Origin of the sequence: Mycoplasmopsis mustelae, assembly GCF_004365095.1 — a bacterium.
Classification (GTDB): Bacteria; Bacillota_I; Bacilli_A; order Mycoplasmatales; family Metamycoplasmataceae; genus Mycoplasmopsis; species Mycoplasmopsis mustelae.
The window spans coordinates 29,801-48,766 of record NZ_SOCN01000002.1 but is presented as its reverse complement, the minus strand read 5'-3'; the positions used below and the strand labels follow the sequence as shown (position 1 = coordinate 48,766).

The window sequence follows — 18,966 nt, the reverse complement described above, 5'->3', positions numbered from 1 at the left end:
TGATACACAAATGTTGTAGCATAAGCCACAGATAAATCACTAAAGAAATATGTAATTATATTTTAAGTTAATTTTTGCTGTTGTTTTATAGTAATTTTATTTAAAAATATATTTTGTTAATTCCTCAGCGAAGTTTGAAATATCATTCATTGAACTCTTATGTAATGTCAGTTTGTAATTTACTTTATTATCTGGATTCATTTCGACTAATTTTTTGTTTTTACCATCAATTTTTATTCAATGACCACGATTTTCTTTTTGATGAATGTATATGAAATCCCTTTTGCTAATTATTTTATAAAATGCTTGTGTTTCAGAAATACCGATGCATATTAAATAGTCATAGTTATAATCTGGATTGATACCATTAAATTGAAATGTTAAATTTTTCTTTCCTAGTCTTGCGGACTTTATTTCTAGTAAAATTTCTTTAGGTTTTTGTATATGGATATCATACTCATTGTGAATGCTCTTGTTATCGGTATTCTCTACAAATTCTATCTTTAACCTTTTTAAGATTTCTTTAACAAATTTTTCTCCGATGTTTCCAATTGCATTTCCTTCAAACTCAATTATCTTTCAAAATATATTGTTTGTATTCTTTTTATCTAATCCTAAAAATTTATATTTTTCTTCTATAATGTCCAGTAAAATCTTTTCAAATTCCATTAAATCTCCATCTTAAAATCATTATCTAACAAAAGATCATAAATATGACTTTTTCCGATATGTCTACAAGAATTAGTAGCGAGCGAACTATATTTAGTTCAATCAGCATTAATTAAAAGGTTTTTAATTTTTTTGATTTCTTCTGGTTTTTTTGTATTGATTTTAATTGCGATTCCACTTTTATATTTCACATCATTAAAATCATAAACTACTTTATTTTCTTTAAAAAAAGTTGATGCCAAATAAAAATCTGCTTTCTCTTTAAAAATTCATCTTTTGCCACACTCTCTGCTTTTTGCTGTTGAAACTGTATAAACATCCAAATATTTTTTAAATGGATTTTTTGAACCTAAGGAATATCAATTAAAGGTAGATAAAGTTTTATTAATGTGATTTTTTGATCAAATTTGAAACACACATTTAACATCTATATCTTTATTTTCGAGCGTATAAAATGAATTTTTAGGCAAAACCTCACTGTGAATTAAATTTAAACCTTTTACACGATATCTAATACTTCCCTTACCTTTGCTTTCAAAAAACATTGGTAAGATAAAACACACATAGTCTGCATTGGCAGAATAATTTAAAAATTCAAGCGCCAAAACCCCGCGATGACCAAAAGGTGGATTTCCGATAACAATAAATGGTTGTTGTGGTAATTTATATTTTAAATAATCTGATTTAATAACATCGTCTCGTTTTGGATCAATATCAATGCCGATTCTTTTGTTAATTGGTAACAAATCTAAAAAACACCCTTCGCCGGTGCTTGGTTCGATCCAGAGATATTTTTCTAAATTATTTTCTTCATATTTTTTAATAATTTTTTTGGTTTTTTCGAATAATTCAGAAGCTATTGCATGTTTTGTAAAGTATTGGTCTAAGTGATTTTTAATATTGATTAACATTGATTTACCATTAACATATTTCAAATTATTCATCATACCTACCTTTATCAAATGCAAATATATTATACTTGTATTTGATAAATATTTATTCAATTAGTATTATTTTCAAGTAACAAATTTTTAAATTTTATATATAGTGTTATTTTCTGTCTTAGTTCATATATAATTTTAAAATATTTAATTTAATAGAAAGGACTAAATGAAAATAAATAGTTTATTTAACAAAGATACTATTTTTATTGATAATGAATTTGCTTCTAAACAACAAGCAATTGAGTTTTTAAGTCAGCAACTTTATGACAAAAAATATGTATCAGATGTAAAAGCAACTTATCAACTTTTTATAGATCGCGAAAATCAAGGTTCAACCGGTATCGGTGAACAAATTGCGATGCCTCACATTGGTTCATCGGTTGTTTTAAAAAACACTTTAATGTTTGCAAAAGTTAAAGATTTAAATTGAGATTCACTTGATAAACAACCGGTAAATTATATTTTTGCAATTGCTTTATCTACAGATGAAAGGCAAAATGCACACCTATCAATAATGTCTAAATTATCAAGTTTATTAATTAATTCAGATTTTAAAGCAGAGCTTACAAAAGTATCAAGTGCAGATGAATTTCTCAGATTAATTGATAAATATGAAGTAAATTTATCTAAAGATGTTGAAAATGTTCATGCTAAAAATTTTGACATTGTTGCTGTAACAGCTTGCCCAACAGGAATAGCGCACACTTTTATGGCTAAAGAGAAACTCTATGAGCAAGCCAAAAAGATGAATGTTTCTATAAAAGTAGAGACACAAGGCGCTGAAGGTGTGGATAATAAACTTACAGATTTTGAAATCAAGCAAGCTAAGGGAGTGATTTTAGCTGTAGATCGCGAAATTGAGAAGACCAGATTTGCAAATTGTGATAATGTCTTAGAAATCTCAACACAGAAAGCCATCCATCAACCACAGCAACAAATTACTAAAGTACTTAATAAACAAGGTAAAAAACTTAATGGAGTTACCAAAAGTAATGATAATAACGAAGCAGCAATGACATTTGATGGTTTTGGTAAAAAAATGTGGCGTTCTTTAATGAGCGGAATTTCGCATATGCTACCATTTATTATCTTTGGTGGAATTATGCTTGCGGTAGCATTTGTCATTGATATGATTATTGGTGCTTCACAAGGAATTGATTTAAATTCGCAAAATTTCTTAAAGAGTTTTGGATTTAATTCAGCTATTTCTAACATTATCTTTAAAATTGGTAAAATTGGTTTAGGACTAGCGGTACCAGTGTTAGCGGCTTATATAACTTATGCTTTAGTTGGTCGCCAAGGTCTGCTACCTGGATTTATTATCGGGGCAATTGCAAGCGGACAATTATCTGAGACTTATGCATTCTTAAAACCTAGTATTGTAGCATCTGGTGTTAATGATGCTGGTACATTTTTAGGAACTGGTTCCGGTTTTGTCGGCGGAATTTTTGGTGCATTCTTTGCAGCAGCAATGGTAATTGTGTTTTCTCAATACATTTTCGGAAAATTATCCGCAACAATGCAAGGAATTAAAAATATCTTATTTTTACCACTATTTGGTACTTTGGCGATTGCGATTTTATTTTGAGGTGTTAATATAGTTTTAATTTATATTAATTTAGGATTAGTGCTATTTTTACAGCTCTTTGAATCAAAACCATATTTAGCATGATTACTTGGGTTGATTTTAGGGATAATGATGGCTACTGATTTGGGTGGTCCAATTAATAAATCAGCTTATATTTTTGGAACTTTATCTATTGCGACCGGAACTAGCACCGTTTCAATGGCGGCAGTTATGATTGCAGGGATGGTACCACCACTTGGAATTGCATTATCAATGTTTATTTCTAAAAAGCTTTGAAGTAAAGAAGACCGCGAAGCTGGAAAATGGTCAAATATCTTATTTGGACTTTCATTTATTTCTGAAGGTGCGATTCCATATACTTCCAAAAATCCAAAAGTGATGGTTCCAGCTAACATAGTTGGTGGCGCAGTGGCAGGATTGGTTTCTGCACTATTAGGTGTAAATATCATTGCTCCACACGGTGGAATCTTCGTAGTATTTTTAGCTAAAACATCATTGATTGAAGATAATTTAGGTTTATCAATTGGTTTAGGGGTATTATTCTTTATCATTGCTTTATTAGTAGGAAGTTTTGCATCTGCTGGTACTATTTGATTGGTTAACTTTGTTAATAAAAAATATCCAAATTTAAGTAATAAATTCAAGTTTAAAAAAGCAAAGGTAGCTAAATAGTGATTTATACTCTAACCTTATCGCCATCATTAGATTTGTTGATTAAAGGAAATGAATTTCAAGTTTCAAAAGTAAATCGTTATCAACAAATGCATGCTTTTGCAGGCGGAAAAGGAATTAATGCTTCAATTATTTTATCAAGACATCGAATTGATAATGTTGCAATCACTTTATTTGATTCAAAAACTTTTTTAGATTTAAAGAATGTTTTTGATGCAGAAAAATTATATATCCTGAATATTCCTGTTAATAATAAAACACGTGTGAATATAAAATTTATGTCTGATAAAACTTCATTTGAATTAAATGGGCCAAGAGCCGATTTAGATCAAGAACATATATCAAAGGTTTTAAAAATCTTAGAGAAAATGCAATCTAATGATGTTTTTATGTTAATGGGCACTGCAAAAGAAGAACATTTGTTAGAAATTCTACAATTTTGTTATAAAAAGCAAGTTAAAATTGTTTTAGACGTAGAAAGCAAAAACTTCTTTGATTTGTTAAAATATCAGCCCTATTTAATTAAACCTAACATTGATGAGTTAGCAAAATTATTTCCAAATCAAACCTTAAATAATTTTGTCGAAATCAAGCTTTGTGTTGATGAGTTGAAAGCATATGGTGCACAAAATGTGATTGTATCATTAGGGGGTGAAGGTTCATACTTATTTACCAAAGACAATCAAATTCTCTATGCAAGTAATTTAAAGAAAATTACACCAGTTTCGACCGCTGGTGCAGGCGATACAATGACTGCAATTTTTGCTGCAGAATATATCAAAACAAATGATGCAGTGGTATCATTAAAACGCGCCTCAGCAGCTGCTTTAGCTACGGTATCTGATCTATGGTTAGGAAATGAAACGACAACTCAAGCAAATTACGATAGCATCAAAATTGAAATCATCAAGGAATAATAAAAATCGTTTATTACTTATTCATAGTAGTAAACGATTTTTAATAAAACTCCTTATACAATGTATAAGGATTAAAATCTTATTTAGATTTTAGTAAAAAACTTTTTACTTTTGCTAAGACGTTTTCAACGGTGAAACCATTTAATTCATAAACAAAGTCCCCCGGAGCAGAGTGTCCAAACTCCTTAGCTAAATGCGCATCAAACTTATTAAATTGTGCTAATTTAAATCATAAAGGATCATTTGTTGCTTCCGCTGCAAAGTTAGGTAACTTATTCAAACCTAATTCTTTAATTAAATCTTCATTGTTAAGTAATAGTTGCAATGATGGAACAGAAATAACATTAGCATGAATTCCTTGTTCCATTAGTTTTTGACTTACATTATAAATTAATTCTACTTCTGAACCACTAGCTAACAAGTTAAGTTGTGCTTTTTGACAACTGTGAATAAAATATGCAGCTTTAAACTCATCTTTTTGCAAGTTGAATGATTTAATTGGTTGTCTAGTGGTAATAATTGCTGATGGTGTTGATTTTAATGCTAATGCATATTTAAATGAGTTTAACATCTCGTTTTCATCAGCTGGTCTGAAAACTAAATAGTTTGGAATACTACGTAAAGTACCGACTTGTTCTACCGGTTGGTGTGTTGGACCATCACCACCTACCTGGTATGAATCATGACTAAATACAGCAATATTAGGCAATTCCATAATTGAACCTAATCTTAAAGCAGCTTTACCATAGTCGGCAAAAACTAAGAAAGTTGCACCAAAAGCAGGCATTCCTGAGTGTAGGTTAATTCCATTATTGATTGCAAACATCGCAAATTCTCTAATTCCGTATTTAATATTGCGCTCTGAGTTAAATCCAACTTTTGTAGCAGCTCTTAAATCCGCCGAACCACCTAAAAAGTTTTTATGGTGTGTATCTAAATACACCATAATTTCATCAACATAATCTCTGGTAGCAGTATTAGTTTTTTTGAATTTAAATCCTTTAAAATCAAAGTTTTTTTCTTTATTAATGATAGTTTGCAATTCGGCTGCTAATTGTGGAAATTCTTCTTTATATTTTGCGAATCTTTTTTCTCATTTGCTATATAAAGTATTTTTGGCTTTTATTAATTGTGCACCAAATTCATAAGCATCAGGATCATATTCAAAAGGTTTAGTATGTGTTAGTCCTAAACTTTCTTTATATTCTACTGTTGCTTTAGGGTCTAAAATTCCATTGTGTCCTTTTGGAGTGTTGGCAACTTTAGTTCCATAAGCGATAGTAGTAGGAACCTGAATGTAAGTAGGGCGTAAACTTTCTTTTGCTTGTTCAATTGCACGCCGAATACTTTCAGGGCGATTATTATTTAAAATAATTGTTTTAAAGTGTGCTGCTTGGAAAAATTTCTCAAGGTTAATATTATTAACTTCAGCTGCCGAAGTATCAATTTGCATATTGTTATAATCATGCACAATGATTAAAGAGTCTAATTTATTGGTTCCGGCAAAGGCAATTGCTTCTAAACCAACACCTTCTTGCAAGTCCCCGTCGCCACAAAGTACAAAAATATTGTGATTTAAAATTTTATGATTTTTTTGATTAAAACGCTCACTTAAATGTTTGTTGCTTAGAGCCATTCCAACTGCCATTGCTAACCCTTGACCTAGTGGTCCGGTTGAAGCATCCACGTATTCTAGCTTTTCAATTTCAGGATGTGATGGTGTTTTAGAATTATATAATTTGTGTTGTTTAATATCATCTAAAGTTAAAAGTCCCATTAAATGATAAAGCGAATAAAGTCCCATTGAACCGTGTCCAGCCGATAAAACAAAGCGATCACGATTAATTCACCTTGGATGTTGAGGTGAAAATTTTAAAACTTCACCTACCATTGTATAGAAAATTTCAGAAGCACCCAATGCCATTCCGATGTGGCCTTGGTGGGCGTTGTTAATTCCATCGATAGCGATTGCGCGCATATTAGCGATAAAATCTTTATGAGTAAAGTTTTTTTTATGCATTTTGGAGTTTATCCTTCTTTCTTTTGTCAAAAACAAATTGTTTGATCAGTCCATCTGTGACTAAAGCGAGATAACCAGCAATAATTACACCAAAGGCAACATATTTACCTGCTTTTGGTATTAATCCAAGTAATCCTGGAATGTACCCAATGAGATAATCGGTGTCTCCTCAGTTCAGTGAAGTAACTGAAGTATTTAAATCATTGGTTTTTTCAATTAAAGCACCTAATGCATTGGAGTTAGTTGGTGCTCAATTACCAAGTACAAAGAACACCGGAATAAAGGTAATAATTAAACCACCGATAAATGGTCCAATAATTGCACCTCAAATTCCACCTTTAACATTTCCAAAGACTCCAGATGTTGCACCTAAGAAGAAGTGTGGAACTAAGCCAGGTAGTACAACCGCAGGGATTAATGACGCTTTACCAAGTCCAATTGTGATGAACATACCTATTATACCGGAAAAAAAGGAAGAAATAAAACCAATTATTACAGCATTTGGAGCATATGGAAATACTACCGGACAATCCACTGCTGCTTTAGAATTTTTAATTAATTTATCACTAAATCCTTTATACATTGGAACTAATTCACCGACAAATAATCTTACTCCAGCCAAAATAATTTCCACTCCAGCAGTAAATGTAAACGCTTGCACGAACATCGTAATTACTCAATTTCCTTTGGATAATACAGCATATGCAGCGGGCGAGTTGTCTTTTGTTATCTTACCGATTTCATATAAAATTCCACCCGGTAGAAATGCTGCTAAATAAAACACAAATACCGTAATTGATATAGAAACTAAGGTGTTTCTAAAAAAGAAGAGCGATTGTGGAAACTTGATTTGTTCGGTGGATAAAACCTTGCCTTTCTTAAGTTTGTTAATTCCTTCACCAATTAAACCAGAAAGCGCATAACCAAATCCGCCAGTATGACCTAAAGCAATTTCATCGCTGCCGATAATTAAGCGCATATATCTTTGCTGTGTGTGTGGTGAGATTACCATATAAATTGCCAAAAGAGCAGAGGAAGTGAATAATGCTAATACAAAATCACCTGGTTTGTTAGCAAAATCAAATCCAATGACATACATAATTGCGGCTAGCATCAATGATGAATAATATAATACATGTCCTGATAAATATACGTATTTAAAGCGAGATGTTAGCGCTAATGTAAGATTTAATAACATAGCAACAATCATAATAATTGATCCTAAAGTTGCTATGGACGGTAGTGCAGTAGCTAACGCTCCTGCAAATGCATCGTTATTTGGAATAATTCCATTTAACGAATATACGGATTGAAACACGGGTTGAAATTGATTTAACGAACCAACTAAAACTCCTGCTCCGCCACCTAAAATTATAAATCCGACAATTACTTTAAAAGTACTAATTACTACTTGAGATGCTTTTTTGCGTTGTACTAAAGCACCAATCATAGTAAAAATACCAACCAATAAAGCCGGAGTTCCAACAAATGCTTTTAAAAAGTTAAGCATTCAAAATAGAAAAGCCATTTTTACTCCTAATTTAATTTTAAAAGTTGTTTGAGTTTCTCTGTTAATTCATCTTTAGATAAAATGTTAGTTAAAACTACCATTTTATCTTGTGGAAAATCTAAAACCGGCGCAACATCTGCACCGACAATTACATAATCTGCGTCATTTTTATCGAATGATGAGATATTAGTATGTTCTACTGATTCGTAGTCTATAGCTAATGAGTCTAGTACTGATTTGACGTTCATTTCTAATAGAAGTGAGGAACCTAAACCAGAACCACATACACATTTAAATTTCATTATTACTCCATTGTTTAATTAAATCTAAAAATTCTTGTAATGAAGAAATAGATAATACTTTTTCTTTAAAATTAGTATCTCCAAAATATTTAGCAAATTCAGCGATTAAATCAAAATGCGAATCATTATCCGGTGCAGATAAAGTAATGATAATTTTTGCAACTTTATCTGCTTGATTGTTAAAAATAATTTCTTTGTCTAAAATTAAGGTAGAAGTAGCAGGCTTATAACAATATGATCCTGCCGGAGCATGTAAAAGTGCAATTCCTTTTTCTAAAACATAATAAGCACCAAATTTTTCAGTAGATTTTAAAATTTCGTTTTCTAATTGAAAAGACGCTTTTTGATTATCTACTAGCATTTTTACACCTAAATGAATTGCTTGTTTTCAATTGATTTCTTTGCTTAGATATATAATCATTTTTGGATCAAATAATTTCATTTTTACCTATTATTAATAAAAGCAACTATCATAAATAATGTAAACAAAAGCAAAATCATTACAATAAATGCGATAAAAATTCATTTACCTGCTTTTGCGGATGTTTTAGGTTTAACATCTTTAGGAATTGGTAATGATTTAATGTAAAAGAATTTATTAGGATTTTTAGCTAAAATTAATGATTCATTTTCTTTTTGGTTGTACAAAGATAAAAGTTGTTCGTCATTTAAGGAGTTTAAGTATTCTTGTTGAAATTCATATTTATATATTAAATGTTCAATTAATTCATTGCGACTTTTATTCATTTTGACCTCATTTTTTAAATGTTTTAATGCATTCAGTGATAATTTGGGTATAAAAGGTTAGATATTTTTGAAGTATGAAAAACTTTTTGTATTTTAAATAACTTAATATTAGAGTTAAATTTTGATTATGATAATGCGAAATGAGATAATTTTTGCTGTTTAAATAAATATTTTGAAATTTTCTGTAATTTCATAAAAAATCTACCAAAATGATGATTAGAAATAAACACATAAATACTAATGCACTGACTCATAGGCTTATAAGTAATAAAATTCAGCTCAAAGTTAAAAAAGATATAGCTAAAATTTTGTTTACCAATTGGTAATTTTGATCTTTAATGGTGATTCATTTTGACGATTCATTGATAAAAATTAAATTTACTAATGAATATATATTAGAGTTTAAAAAATCATCATTTAGATAGATTTTATGTTTATATACATTAAAAAAATCTTTAAAATAATTATGTTTAAGACTAATTGAAAAACTACTTTTATATCTATTTTGTAGTGAATTCTGAATTAAAGGAATTAATGGTTTTTGGAAAATAATACTGATTTTTGAATATTTTATTTTTAAATTATATGAATAAACATAATGAATAAAAAGTTGTACCAGTAAAATGCCAAATAACATAAAAAGTCCATAGAGATAAAACATAGTAATTACTTCTTAATTTCATTAAATAAATTATTTTTTAAGAAAATTTCTGTTACTTTTTCAGTGTTAATTTCTTTGTTTTTGTTATTGATGATTTCATCGTTAATTTCATTCAAATTCATAATTCGATAAGTTGTTTGGTTTTTCACGTTTTTAAAATTTAAATTTTCATCGGAAAAGATAATTATTTCATATTGATTTTTAAAGCGGCGATCTAATCAACCACTCATTTCTTTTAATCAAAATATTTCTCATTTGTCTTGTTTGATCAATTTTTTGTTTTCTATGAAGGCGCCATTATTATTGATGATTAATTTGAATTTGCTATTTTTTAAAATATCGCTTAAAATATATATTTTATGTTCAGAAACTACAATGGCAGAAAATAAAGTGTATTTCTTTTTAGCGAAAGGGTTTTTAACTAAGATATTACTTAAAACCTTTGCATTACTTAAGGCATTTAGTATTTTTAATTTTTCTATAGTAGTTTTTGAAGTATAACCAACGTAGTTTTGTATATTTAAATCATCTTTTTTATTGTATTTTAGTCAAATTCGTCAAATTATCACACCAATTAAAATGCAAAATAAGATACCTCCCAACACAAAAATAATGATTGTTAAGAAGCTCATTAAAAATTTTCCTTTCATCAAGTACTGAATTCTTTAATTTTTTCAAAAGAAAATATAATGGAACCACCAACAGCAATATCTACTTTATTTATATAAAAATCCTTTGCATTGTGTTTTCTTAAACCACCATCACTAAAAACTATGATATTATGTTTAATCTCCTTAATTTCCTTAACTTTATTTAATAAAGTTAAATTAAGTTCTTGACCTGTTCCGCCGATAATATTGATTGTCATTACAAGAATTTTTGTTGAAAGATTAATAATTTCAACAAAATCTTTTGGGTGATCCTTTGCTTCGATCATAATTCCAAAAGTTGTTGTTGGATAATCATTTAAGAGTTGTTTAAATATTTTAATATTAACACTTTCGGACGGTAAAAATATTGTATGAAAACCTAAATTTACTAATTTATTAATAAAATTTAATGGCTTTTCAAGCATTAAATGTGCATCAAAATGAACATTTGGATATCTTTTGATTAAAAATTCTACTTGTTGATAAGTTGCACCAAAATTATCAACAAAATAGCCATCCATAAAGTCTATATGAATATGTTTGGTGCCATTTTTAATTAATTTATCTAAAATATCAATTGAATTAAAGGTGTTAATAGCGCAAAAAGATTGTGAATATTTCATAAATCTCCTTTTAAAGTTAGCAACTTATGATTACCCATATAAATCATAGAATCTTCCGCCTATATATATATATATATATATATATTACCATCAGACATTAAGTTAAACACAATTAATCCTTTTATTAAACAAGTCTAATTACTTAGATTTAACTAATAGAAGGATTTTTTATTATGAATACATTAGTAACCTGAAAAGAATTAAAAAACTTATTCAGAACCAACAAAAAAACAATTAAGAAAATATTCAAAGAAAACGAACTCTCCGATTTATACCAGTCCCTCTTTTTGATGTGTAGCAAAACCGAAAGCAGTGAATTTGAGCGCAATTTTTCAAAAACATTTTTATGCGATGGAGTATTAAAACAATTATTAGCAATTAATACATCAAAGTTAAAAAGTCGTTTAAATTTAGAAATTAATGATGAAATGTATCAATTAGACAACATCTGATGTGATGATTTCGTTGATAACTTAGATACATTATATTTAACTTTTCTTACTAATACATACCTTAAAAATTTAATAAGTTTTAGTCACTTTCTTAATTTCTTAAAAGCATACATCCGCGAAATTAAACCACACCAACAAGAAATGATCAACATATGTTTGCCATTTTTAGATGATATGGTTGCAGAAGTAAATAAAGGAATAACACATAACAAAAAGTGAAGATTTATTGATTTCTACGATAAATTAATTTTTACCATTAACGAAAACTCATTTTTAGCCAACATTAACGAACAAAGTTTTAAAAAGTTTATTTGTGAGGCACTTTTTGATTTTATTATTGTGATAAATTTAGTAGCAATGCACACTTATTGAAAGAGTTGATTTATTTAAGATGTTAAAAGATTTCTATCAAAATCACCCGGTGTTAACTTTTTGAAATTTAAATAATAAAACAGTCAAACCTTCACCGATTCAACTTTATCAATTAATCAAACTACGCAAACTTTCTAAAGTCGACCTTTTAAAAATAATTCACATCGGAGAATATAAACATCATGCCTTTAATGGTTGAATTATTGAACAACTACAACAACAAAACCTTTGAAACAACATCAAACCGGGCTGAGAATGAATTTTAGACACACGATTAGATTTACTAAATAAAGAAAATAAAAAACTTATCACCAAACACCCTGATTTTATTTATCACATTAATTTTAAAACCAAACAAGCAACACGAATCAATATCATCGCATATTTACATAAATACATTACCGAGATTGGTCTAAAAAATTATTTTAAGTTATTGATCAAAAACTACAAAAACATTAAAGAGGTGAAAATATAAGAATTTTTAAATATATAAAAATAGACATCGCAACACTTAATAAAGACGGGATGGACTTTAATTTTGTTATAGATAGATGCCTCCGACCCGTTTTCGTGTTTGCAGTCTTAAATTATAAAGAGATGCGCCTTGATTTTTATGATTTTGAATTTGATAAAAACACACATAATCTTATAAAACAAAGCACTAAAACAAGGACATTAACAATAAATGCGATTGATGATTTTTTAAAATTTCACAAACACACTAAAAAAAGTGAATTTGAAAAGTTTATCAACATTCATATTAAAGCAATTGATAGCAATAAGGGAGTGTTGCAGCGATTAAAAATAAAAAAACCTTCAAAATGAAGGGTGATAAGGTATTTAAAGCAAGCACGCTGACAGCATTTGCTACATTTACGTTAATTGCATTCGTTTCTTAATATTTTCAACGATATCAAATTTTGTCTCAATATTTAAAACGATATTAAAAGACACAAAGTTTAAAGCGATAAAAAAACGGAATAAAAACTCGATTAAGTTGTTTGCTCTTTGATAATTAAGATTTTCATTAGCGATATAAAACACAAAAGAGTCACCTTGATTTATATATTGATGAATTTGTTTATTTAGTCAATAGACATCATCCAAGTTTAACCCATTCGCAGTATTAAAGACCAAATACACTCGCACATCTTTAATTTCGCACGATTTTAACTTTTGAAATTGTTTCGACTTAGCACCATGACAACGCGCACAAAGTGTTTGCAGATTGCAAGCGTCTAAGAAAAAAGCCTCATTATTACGATGCTCGATGATATGGTCGACGTGTAAGTTTAAGGTATTAAAGCACTGAATGCAGTAGGGGAATTTGTTTAAATGCTGATCTCTTAATTTCTTTCACTTTGTGGAATGATAAGGGTGTTTTCAATTGATAGTCATATTTTTATAATATCAAAAGACAATGATAATAAAAAGGAGAAAAATGAAAAAAATACGCATCAAAACAGTAAGTGCACGAAATTTTAAAGGTCTATCCGTTTTTAATTTTAGCGATAACGGTACTAACTTACAAACCTACAATACCGGAGCCAACGCAAGTGGAAAGACGACATCGTTAGATATTATTCCGTTTTTGTTAAATAATAAAAAGAACCTTACCGGAAATTTAAGTAGTCCTCAATATTTTAAAAATATGCGCGCATCTTTAATGTTACAAATCGATAAAACAAATTATGAAATAACAACACACGAATCACTCACTGAATTTTGTATTAATAAAATAGGTAGAAAACCACAAGAAATTAAAGAACAAATGCAGACACTAATGAATGTTGGGGATGCAGACTTTGAAGCAATGTTTGTTCCCGTTACTTTCTTAAATGCAGGGCCAACTGTGCTGAAAAATTATTTTATACGTAAATATCTTAGAAATGCTGAAAACCTAAAAAAGATCTGATTGATTTTTAGAGATAGAATGCTTACCAAACAAGATATCAATATTATCAATAGCGATGAACTTGATGCATTACTTAGTGTTTTTTATAACTTATTAAAAGTAAGTGAACCATCTAAGGTTAATAATATCGACACCGCTGAAATACGTAAGATCTTTAGAGCCAACTTAAAAAGAGAGAGCGAACACGAACAACGAACACGAATTAAAATAAATACCTTAAAAGACCTGCTTAACGATAAAGACCCAAATATTAATGAATTAATGCAGCAGTACACTTCTGAGATTACACAATTTTTAAAAGACATTGCAATATGAAACACAAGTCTTTGAATGTTAGACATTTTCGAGGCATTAGTAGTAGAACAACTCAATGAATTAATTAAAACACAACACTTTTACTTTGATTTTAGTTTTATACCAACACAAAAAACCGATGAGTTATTAATTAGATATAAGGGAGTAGAGTTTAAGAGTTTAAATAAGGCTGAACGGGTGTTGGTAGGTGTAGAATTAGCGAAATTTTTACAAACTCAAAGTAATATTATGGGGTTTATCTTAATCGATGATGCTGAGCACTTAGATAATTACAGTAAGCAAAGATTGCAAGAACTAGCACAAGGCTTTCAAGTGTTAATCACTACGGTAAGTAATTCGGATGCGACTCATTAGTTTCGGAAGTAGTAGTGCTGGCAATTGCTATTTATTAAGTGATACGGGTATAAATGTATTAATCGACATTGGTGTAAATATATTTTTAAATACACGAAACGAGCACTATTTTAAAATTTTGAATGCTGATTATTTATTGATATCACACGAACACATTGACCATATTAAGTATCTACCGAACTTTTTAAAAGTTAATCAAAAAGCGCCCGTTATCATAAACCCGTTATCACTGCAAGAATTTAAGAAAAAACACGAAAACGTGTATCACATCAACCAACATCGCTTTGTTGAATTAAATTATAAACAAACCTATCATAATGATTTTGTAGAGTTTAGAGCCTTTGAAGTTTTACACAATTCTAAGGCCAACAATGGATACTATTTAAATTTTAAGCAGTTAAATAAAAAAGGGATTTATATCACCGATGCTGGGAGTTTAAAATTATCAAGTTTAGACAACGCTTTCAATCGCGACTTAGATTTTGTAATGATAGAATCAAACCACATCAAAACCCCAACCCAAAACGATTTAAAGACACAGATTCAAAATAGCGAATTAGGTCACTTTAATATCATTCAAACACTGAAAGCATTAAAACACATTCTTGGGGTAAATTTTAAACAACCGAAAGTCATCTTAATACATACATCTCAAAACGACCGAGAACGAATTGAAGCAATAGACAACACCATCTACGGAGACTTTAATTACTTTCGTACTTCAAAAGACTACTGTGAGATTGATTTATGTTAGAGAAACAACTACAAAACAAAGTGAAGCGAATTCTTAACAAGCATCGCATTAGTTATATCAAAATAGCAGGTGGAGAATTTCAAAGGTCTGGTATCGCTGATTTATTAATTTTCAACCATTTTCACAGTTATGCATTAGAGTTAAAAAGCGACTTTCATAAAAGCAAACCCAAAGCACTACAAGTGCTACAAGCATCGCATTATGCAAGTAATTTAATTTACCTTTTTGCTGATTTGCATAATATCGATTTTATACTCAATAAAATAATCACCAATCAATGACAAATTTTAAAACATTACTCAAACAAACAAATTGAATACTGAAAACAATACTGAAAGAATAAAGAAATAAAACAAAGGAAAAGAGATGAAGCAACTTTATCAATATCAAAAGGAAGCAATCAAGGTAGCAAATAACCACGATCGATTTTTATTAGCATTAGATATGGGGTTAGGAAAAACTTTCACGGCACTGAATTGGCTAAAAACCCAAAAGCAGCGAACCACTTATATAATCTGCGACAGTGCGAAAATAGACGACTGAAGTAATGAAGCCCAAAATTTAGGATTTAGCGTTATTACTTTAAAGTCTTTAAATAAAAAAAGTTTTAACATCGACATACAATCAAAAATGCAGAAAGCCGAACAAGTTATTATATGCAGTTATGGAATTTTTAGAAACTTAATCAACGGCAAAGGATGGGAACTTTGATACGACATAAATTTAATTATTGATGAATCACAAGTCCTTAAAAACCCCAAGTCGCAACTTTCTAAATGTATATGACAATGAAACCGGAAGTATGCTAAGGTGCTAATGTTAAGTGGAGACCCGATTTCAAATGGTTATGTGAATTTATTTATGCAGATGAAACTCTTAGAATTATTACCGGAAAAATATAGCTACGATGCATTCGTTAGCAAGTTTTGCAAGTATTACATCATACCGGGGAGACGTTTTAAAATTATCACAGGATACGATCAAAACAAAGTGAACGAACTTTTAGCCCTTTTATATCACCGCTCGTTTTTTCTAAGTAGTGATCAAGCAATAGAATTACCAGACCAACGCCAACACATAAAACAAGTTACAACCACACAACATTATAAAACATTATTCAAAGAACACGCACTGATAACCGGAGAGCATAGCATCACGGCTGATAGCAGTATAAAACTATTACACGCAGCACGACAATTAGCATCGGGGTGTTTTAAAGCAGATGATGGAAGTTTTGTAAATGTTTCTGATGCGAAATTACAACAGCTGGAAGTTTTAATCAACGAGAGCACATATAATTTTAGTATTTTTTACAATTACAAAGCAGAAGCAAACGACATTATCAACTTAATCAAAGACAAACACCCGGGTATTAAGATTTTTGAAATTAATGGAAATGCAAATCAATTACCACAAGCATTACAATACAGCGATGGACGTTTTATTGTGTTAATACATTATCAATCCGGAGCGCGGGGAATAGATGGGTTGCAGCATAAGGTGTTCAATCAAATATATTACAGCCTCCCAACATCTGGTGAATTATTCAAGCAATCACACAAACGAATTCATCGCATCGGACAAGTTCATAAGGTAAATTATTATTATTTTATCGACTTTCAATCAATCGAGGGACAAATATGAAATCGACTACAAAAATCGCAAGATTATACTCTATCAATGTTTGAGAATTGAATCGCATTGAATAATTAGAAAGGAAAAAATGGAATTAACCACAAGATACCAAATTTACAGCGATAAACGCAATAATAAACAATATCTCGCAATTTTTACCACTAATTTAGATGGAAGCGAGACCGGTGTTTTTGAAGTTTATGAATTTAACAATGAAGCACAAATATTAACACAAACACAACAATACGGAAGAAAGATATCATCCGGAGCATATTATGGAGATAGCGGCATAAGACCAAGTCGCATTCATAAATTAATTACAGTTAACAAAGGAGACAAATAATGGCCATCAATTTTAACATAGAAGCACAAGCAACCGAAATCCCAAGTGCATTAGGTGTAGGAAACTATCTAGGAAGTATCGTAAATGCAGCGATTTTACGCGATGATAAGGGAATTAATTATGTGCAAATAGACGTAGAAGTAAATACACCCGAAGGACTAAAAACCACCAATCGCCGCTACTATATCGATGAAAACTATAAAGCAGAACGCAAAAGAAAGTGAGACCAAGCACAACTGAATAAAATGATAATCGGACTCGGACTTAGTTATAAAAATGAGTTAGAGTTTATGAGCGCATTAATTAAGATGAAAGGGGCAAAGGTGAATGTAGAAATTACCAAATCCCAAGCAGTTAATCAATATGGACACAATTATTTAAATAAAACTTTTACACTAGCAGCTAATCAAAAAGACTTACACGAATTAGGAGAAGTAGATGAAAGTTTAGACGTCTTTATTTAATGAATTTCGTGCAGTTATTAGATGAATTTAAAAAGCAACACGAAAGTAGCTGAAGCAATGAAACACTAAGTGCAGCAAAAGTAAAACGAAATGATGAATTTTATACTACTACCGAAATTATTAAAACAGAAATGCAGCACTGAATATCATTTTTAGAAAATAAAACTGTATATCTACCGGCCGATTCTTTGTTTTTATGTAGCGAATATTTTAACAATAAGCAAGAATGGCCGAGTGCTTTCTGAATTTATTTTAAAAAGAATTTTAAAGTATTGAAACTTAAAAAATTAATCGCAACAGCATATAACCCAAATTCTAAAGGAGAGCTCGCAGTATATACTGGAGATGGAAACGATGATGACGTCTTTGATGGTGTAGAAATTAGCAAATTACAAGGTGACGGTGATATGTTAGGTGAAGAAGTTAATCAATATTACCAAGAAAGCAATATCGTTATTACCAATCCACCTTTTTCAATTGCGCGTAAGTTTTATAACAAACTTAAAGAACAAAGCATCGATTTTATTATTTTAGGGGGTGTAATGTTTGCATCATATGTTAATACCTTTAAAGACTACAAAACAAACAACTTACACGCATACGGACTACACAAAGACCAAAAAGCAGCCTACATCGATGCACGTAATATTACAAGAGACGCAGATGGGAAAATAGTAATCTCAAAAGGAGGTCCGAGTTGTTTTTGATATTCTAACTTATGAAATAAGCAGCATAAAAAAGCAGATTTCGACCGATATTTTAAAAACGAAACGATGTACTCGGTATATTTAGATGAAAAAGATAATCTCTTACCTTCTAATTTTCTCGCATTAGATACTTATAAAGAAACATATTATCAAATAAACCACGACTCAGACGTTGATTGATACATTTTACCAATAACAGCGATGTATGCCGTAGATTTTTGAGAACGTTTTGAGGTTTGCTGTATTTTAGGAAGTGAATGTGATGCAAACTTACACACCTTTAAAAAATTATGAAACCCACAAACCAAAAAAGAATTATTTAAGCGAATTATCGCAAAACGAAAGGAATAAA

General features: G+C 29.9%; 22 protein-coding genes. 12 read left to right on the top strand and 10 right to left on the bottom strand.

Annotated elements, in window-relative coordinates; all coding sequences use genetic code 4:
- Nucleotides 1-96: 96 nt before the first annotated feature.
- Nucleotides 97-669: a restriction endonuclease gene (locus BCF59_RS02605; RefSeq protein WP_134110967.1), complete on the bottom strand. Its 573-nt coding sequence runs from the start codon at nt 667-669 to the stop codon at nt 97-99.
- Nucleotides 669-1,613: a hypothetical protein gene (locus BCF59_RS02600; RefSeq protein WP_208317611.1), complete on the bottom strand. Its 945-nt coding sequence runs from the start codon at nt 1,611-1,613 to the stop codon at nt 669-671. Before BCF59_RS02600 ends, BCF59_RS02605 begins: the two co-directional genes overlap by 1 nt.
- 166 nt (nt 1,614-1,779) lie before the next feature.
- On the opposite strand from BCF59_RS02600, the gene BCF59_RS02595 reads away from it, so the two are divergent.
- Nucleotides 1,780-3,873: a PTS fructose transporter subunit IIABC gene (locus tag BCF59_RS02595; RefSeq protein WP_134110965.1), complete on the top strand. Its 2,094-nt coding sequence runs from the start codon at nt 1,780-1,782 to the stop codon at nt 3,871-3,873.
- The gene (locus BCF59_RS02590; protein ID WP_134110963.1) at nt 3,873-4,790 is read left to right on the top strand and encodes a 1-phosphofructokinase; all 918 of its coding nucleotides are present in this window, start codon (nt 3,873-3,875) and stop codon (nt 4,788-4,790) included. The genes BCF59_RS02595 and BCF59_RS02590 overlap by 1 nt, the downstream gene beginning before the upstream one ends.
- Nucleotides 4,791-4,869: 79 nt before the next feature.
- On the opposite strand, the gene BCF59_RS02585 is transcribed toward BCF59_RS02590, so the two are convergent.
- From BCF59_RS02585 to BCF59_RS02555, 7 genes are all read right to left on the bottom strand, one after another.
- Entirely contained in the window at nt 4,870-6,810 is a 1,941-nt protein-coding gene (locus tag BCF59_RS02585; protein ID WP_134110961.1) for a transketolase-like TK C-terminal-containing protein, read from the bottom strand.
- On the bottom strand, nt 6,803-8,338 hold the full coding sequence (locus tag BCF59_RS02580) for a PTS ascorbate transporter subunit IIC (protein WP_134110959.1): 1,536 nt from the start codon (nt 8,336-8,338) through the stop codon (nt 6,803-6,805). The genes BCF59_RS02585 and BCF59_RS02580 overlap by 8 nt, the downstream gene beginning before the upstream one ends.
- Nucleotides 8,339-8,346: 8 nt before the next feature.
- Nucleotides 8,347-8,622: a PTS sugar transporter subunit IIB gene (locus tag BCF59_RS02575; RefSeq protein ID WP_134110957.1), complete on the bottom strand. Its 276-nt coding sequence runs from the start codon at nt 8,620-8,622 to the stop codon at nt 8,347-8,349.
- Nucleotides 8,612-9,064, bottom strand: coding sequence for a PTS sugar transporter subunit IIA (locus tag BCF59_RS02570; protein ID WP_134110955.1), 453 nt, complete (start codon nt 9,062-9,064; stop codon nt 8,612-8,614). Before BCF59_RS02570 ends, BCF59_RS02575 begins: the two co-directional genes overlap by 11 nt.
- A gap of 2 nt (nt 9,065-9,066) precedes the next feature.
- Complete coding sequence (locus BCF59_RS02565; protein ID WP_134110953.1) at nt 9,067-9,369, bottom strand: hypothetical protein; 303 nt, start codon at nt 9,367-9,369, stop codon at nt 9,067-9,069.
- A 666-nt stretch (nt 9,370-10,035) separates the two neighbouring features.
- On the bottom strand, nt 10,036-10,662 hold the full coding sequence (locus tag BCF59_RS02560; RefSeq protein WP_166666796.1) for a hypothetical protein: 627 nt from the start codon (nt 10,660-10,662) through the stop codon (nt 10,036-10,038).
- Complete coding sequence (locus tag BCF59_RS02555) at nt 10,662-11,303, bottom strand: beta/alpha barrel domain-containing protein (RefSeq protein WP_134110950.1); 642 nt, start codon at nt 11,301-11,303, stop codon at nt 10,662-10,664. The genes BCF59_RS02560 and BCF59_RS02555 overlap by 1 nt, the downstream gene beginning before the upstream one ends.
- A 173-nt stretch (nt 11,304-11,476) precedes the next feature.
- Here BCF59_RS02555 and BCF59_RS02550 point away from each other — a divergent pair, with 173 nt between their 5' ends.
- The 3 genes from BCF59_RS02550 to BCF59_RS02540 are packed head-to-tail and all read left to right on the top strand — an operon-like array spanning nt 11,477 to nt 13,009.
- Complete coding sequence (locus BCF59_RS02550; RefSeq protein ID WP_134110948.1) at nt 11,477-12,145, top strand: hypothetical protein; 669 nt, start codon at nt 11,477-11,479, stop codon at nt 12,143-12,145.
- A gap of 1 nt (nt 12,146) precedes the next feature.
- Nucleotides 12,147-12,602, top strand: a complete 456-nt coding sequence (locus BCF59_RS02545) for a hypothetical protein (protein WP_134110947.1) — start codon at nt 12,147-12,149, stop codon at nt 12,600-12,602.
- A gap of 50 nt (nt 12,603-12,652) precedes the next feature.
- Nucleotides 12,653-13,009, top strand: coding sequence for a hypothetical protein (locus BCF59_RS02540; RefSeq protein ID WP_134110945.1), 357 nt, complete (start codon nt 12,653-12,655; stop codon nt 13,007-13,009).
- On the opposite strand, the gene BCF59_RS02535 is transcribed toward BCF59_RS02540, so the two are convergent.
- On the bottom strand, nt 13,001-13,525 hold the full coding sequence (locus BCF59_RS02535) for an HNH endonuclease (protein WP_166666795.1): 525 nt from the start codon (nt 13,523-13,525) through the stop codon (nt 13,001-13,003). The two genes, BCF59_RS02540 and BCF59_RS02535, sit on opposite strands and share 9 nt — an antisense overlap.
- 43 nt (nt 13,526-13,568) lie before the next feature.
- Between BCF59_RS02535 and BCF59_RS02530 the strand changes: the two genes are divergently transcribed.
- From BCF59_RS02530 to BCF59_RS02500, 7 genes are read left to right on the top strand one after another with little or no spacing between them, the layout of a single operon-like run.
- Nucleotides 13,569-14,711: a hypothetical protein gene (locus tag BCF59_RS02530; protein ID WP_134110941.1), complete on the top strand. Its 1,143-nt coding sequence runs from the start codon at nt 13,569-13,571 to the stop codon at nt 14,709-14,711.
- Entirely contained in the window at nt 14,698-15,465 is a 768-nt protein-coding gene (locus tag BCF59_RS02525) for an MBL fold metallo-hydrolase (RefSeq protein ID WP_134110939.1), read from the top strand. Before BCF59_RS02530 ends, BCF59_RS02525 begins: the two co-directional genes overlap by 14 nt.
- Entirely contained in the window at nt 15,459-15,881 is a 423-nt protein-coding gene (locus tag BCF59_RS02520) for a hypothetical protein (RefSeq protein WP_208317610.1), read from the top strand. Before BCF59_RS02525 ends, BCF59_RS02520 begins: the two co-directional genes overlap by 7 nt.
- A complete protein-coding gene (locus BCF59_RS02515; protein ID WP_134110938.1) occupies nt 15,832-17,178 on the top strand; it encodes an SNF2-related protein in 1,347 nt (448 codons plus the stop codon). The genes BCF59_RS02520 and BCF59_RS02515 overlap by 50 nt, the downstream gene beginning before the upstream one ends.
- Before the next feature lie 10 nt (nt 17,179-17,188).
- Nucleotides 17,189-17,443 carry a hypothetical protein gene (locus BCF59_RS02510; protein WP_134110936.1) on the top strand — a complete coding sequence of 85 codons (255 nt, stop codon included), beginning with the start codon at nt 17,189-17,191 and terminating at the stop codon, nt 17,441-17,443.
- Entirely contained in the window at nt 17,443-17,907 is a 465-nt protein-coding gene (locus BCF59_RS02505; protein ID WP_134110934.1) for a hypothetical protein, read from the top strand. The genes BCF59_RS02510 and BCF59_RS02505 overlap by 1 nt, the downstream gene beginning before the upstream one ends.
- The gene (locus BCF59_RS02500; protein WP_134110932.1) at nt 17,907-18,965 is read left to right on the top strand and encodes an adenine-specific methyltransferase EcoRI family protein; all 1,059 of its coding nucleotides are present in this window, start codon (nt 17,907-17,909) and stop codon (nt 18,963-18,965) included. The genes BCF59_RS02505 and BCF59_RS02500 overlap by 1 nt, the downstream gene beginning before the upstream one ends.
- Nucleotide 18,966: the final 1 nt, after the last annotated feature.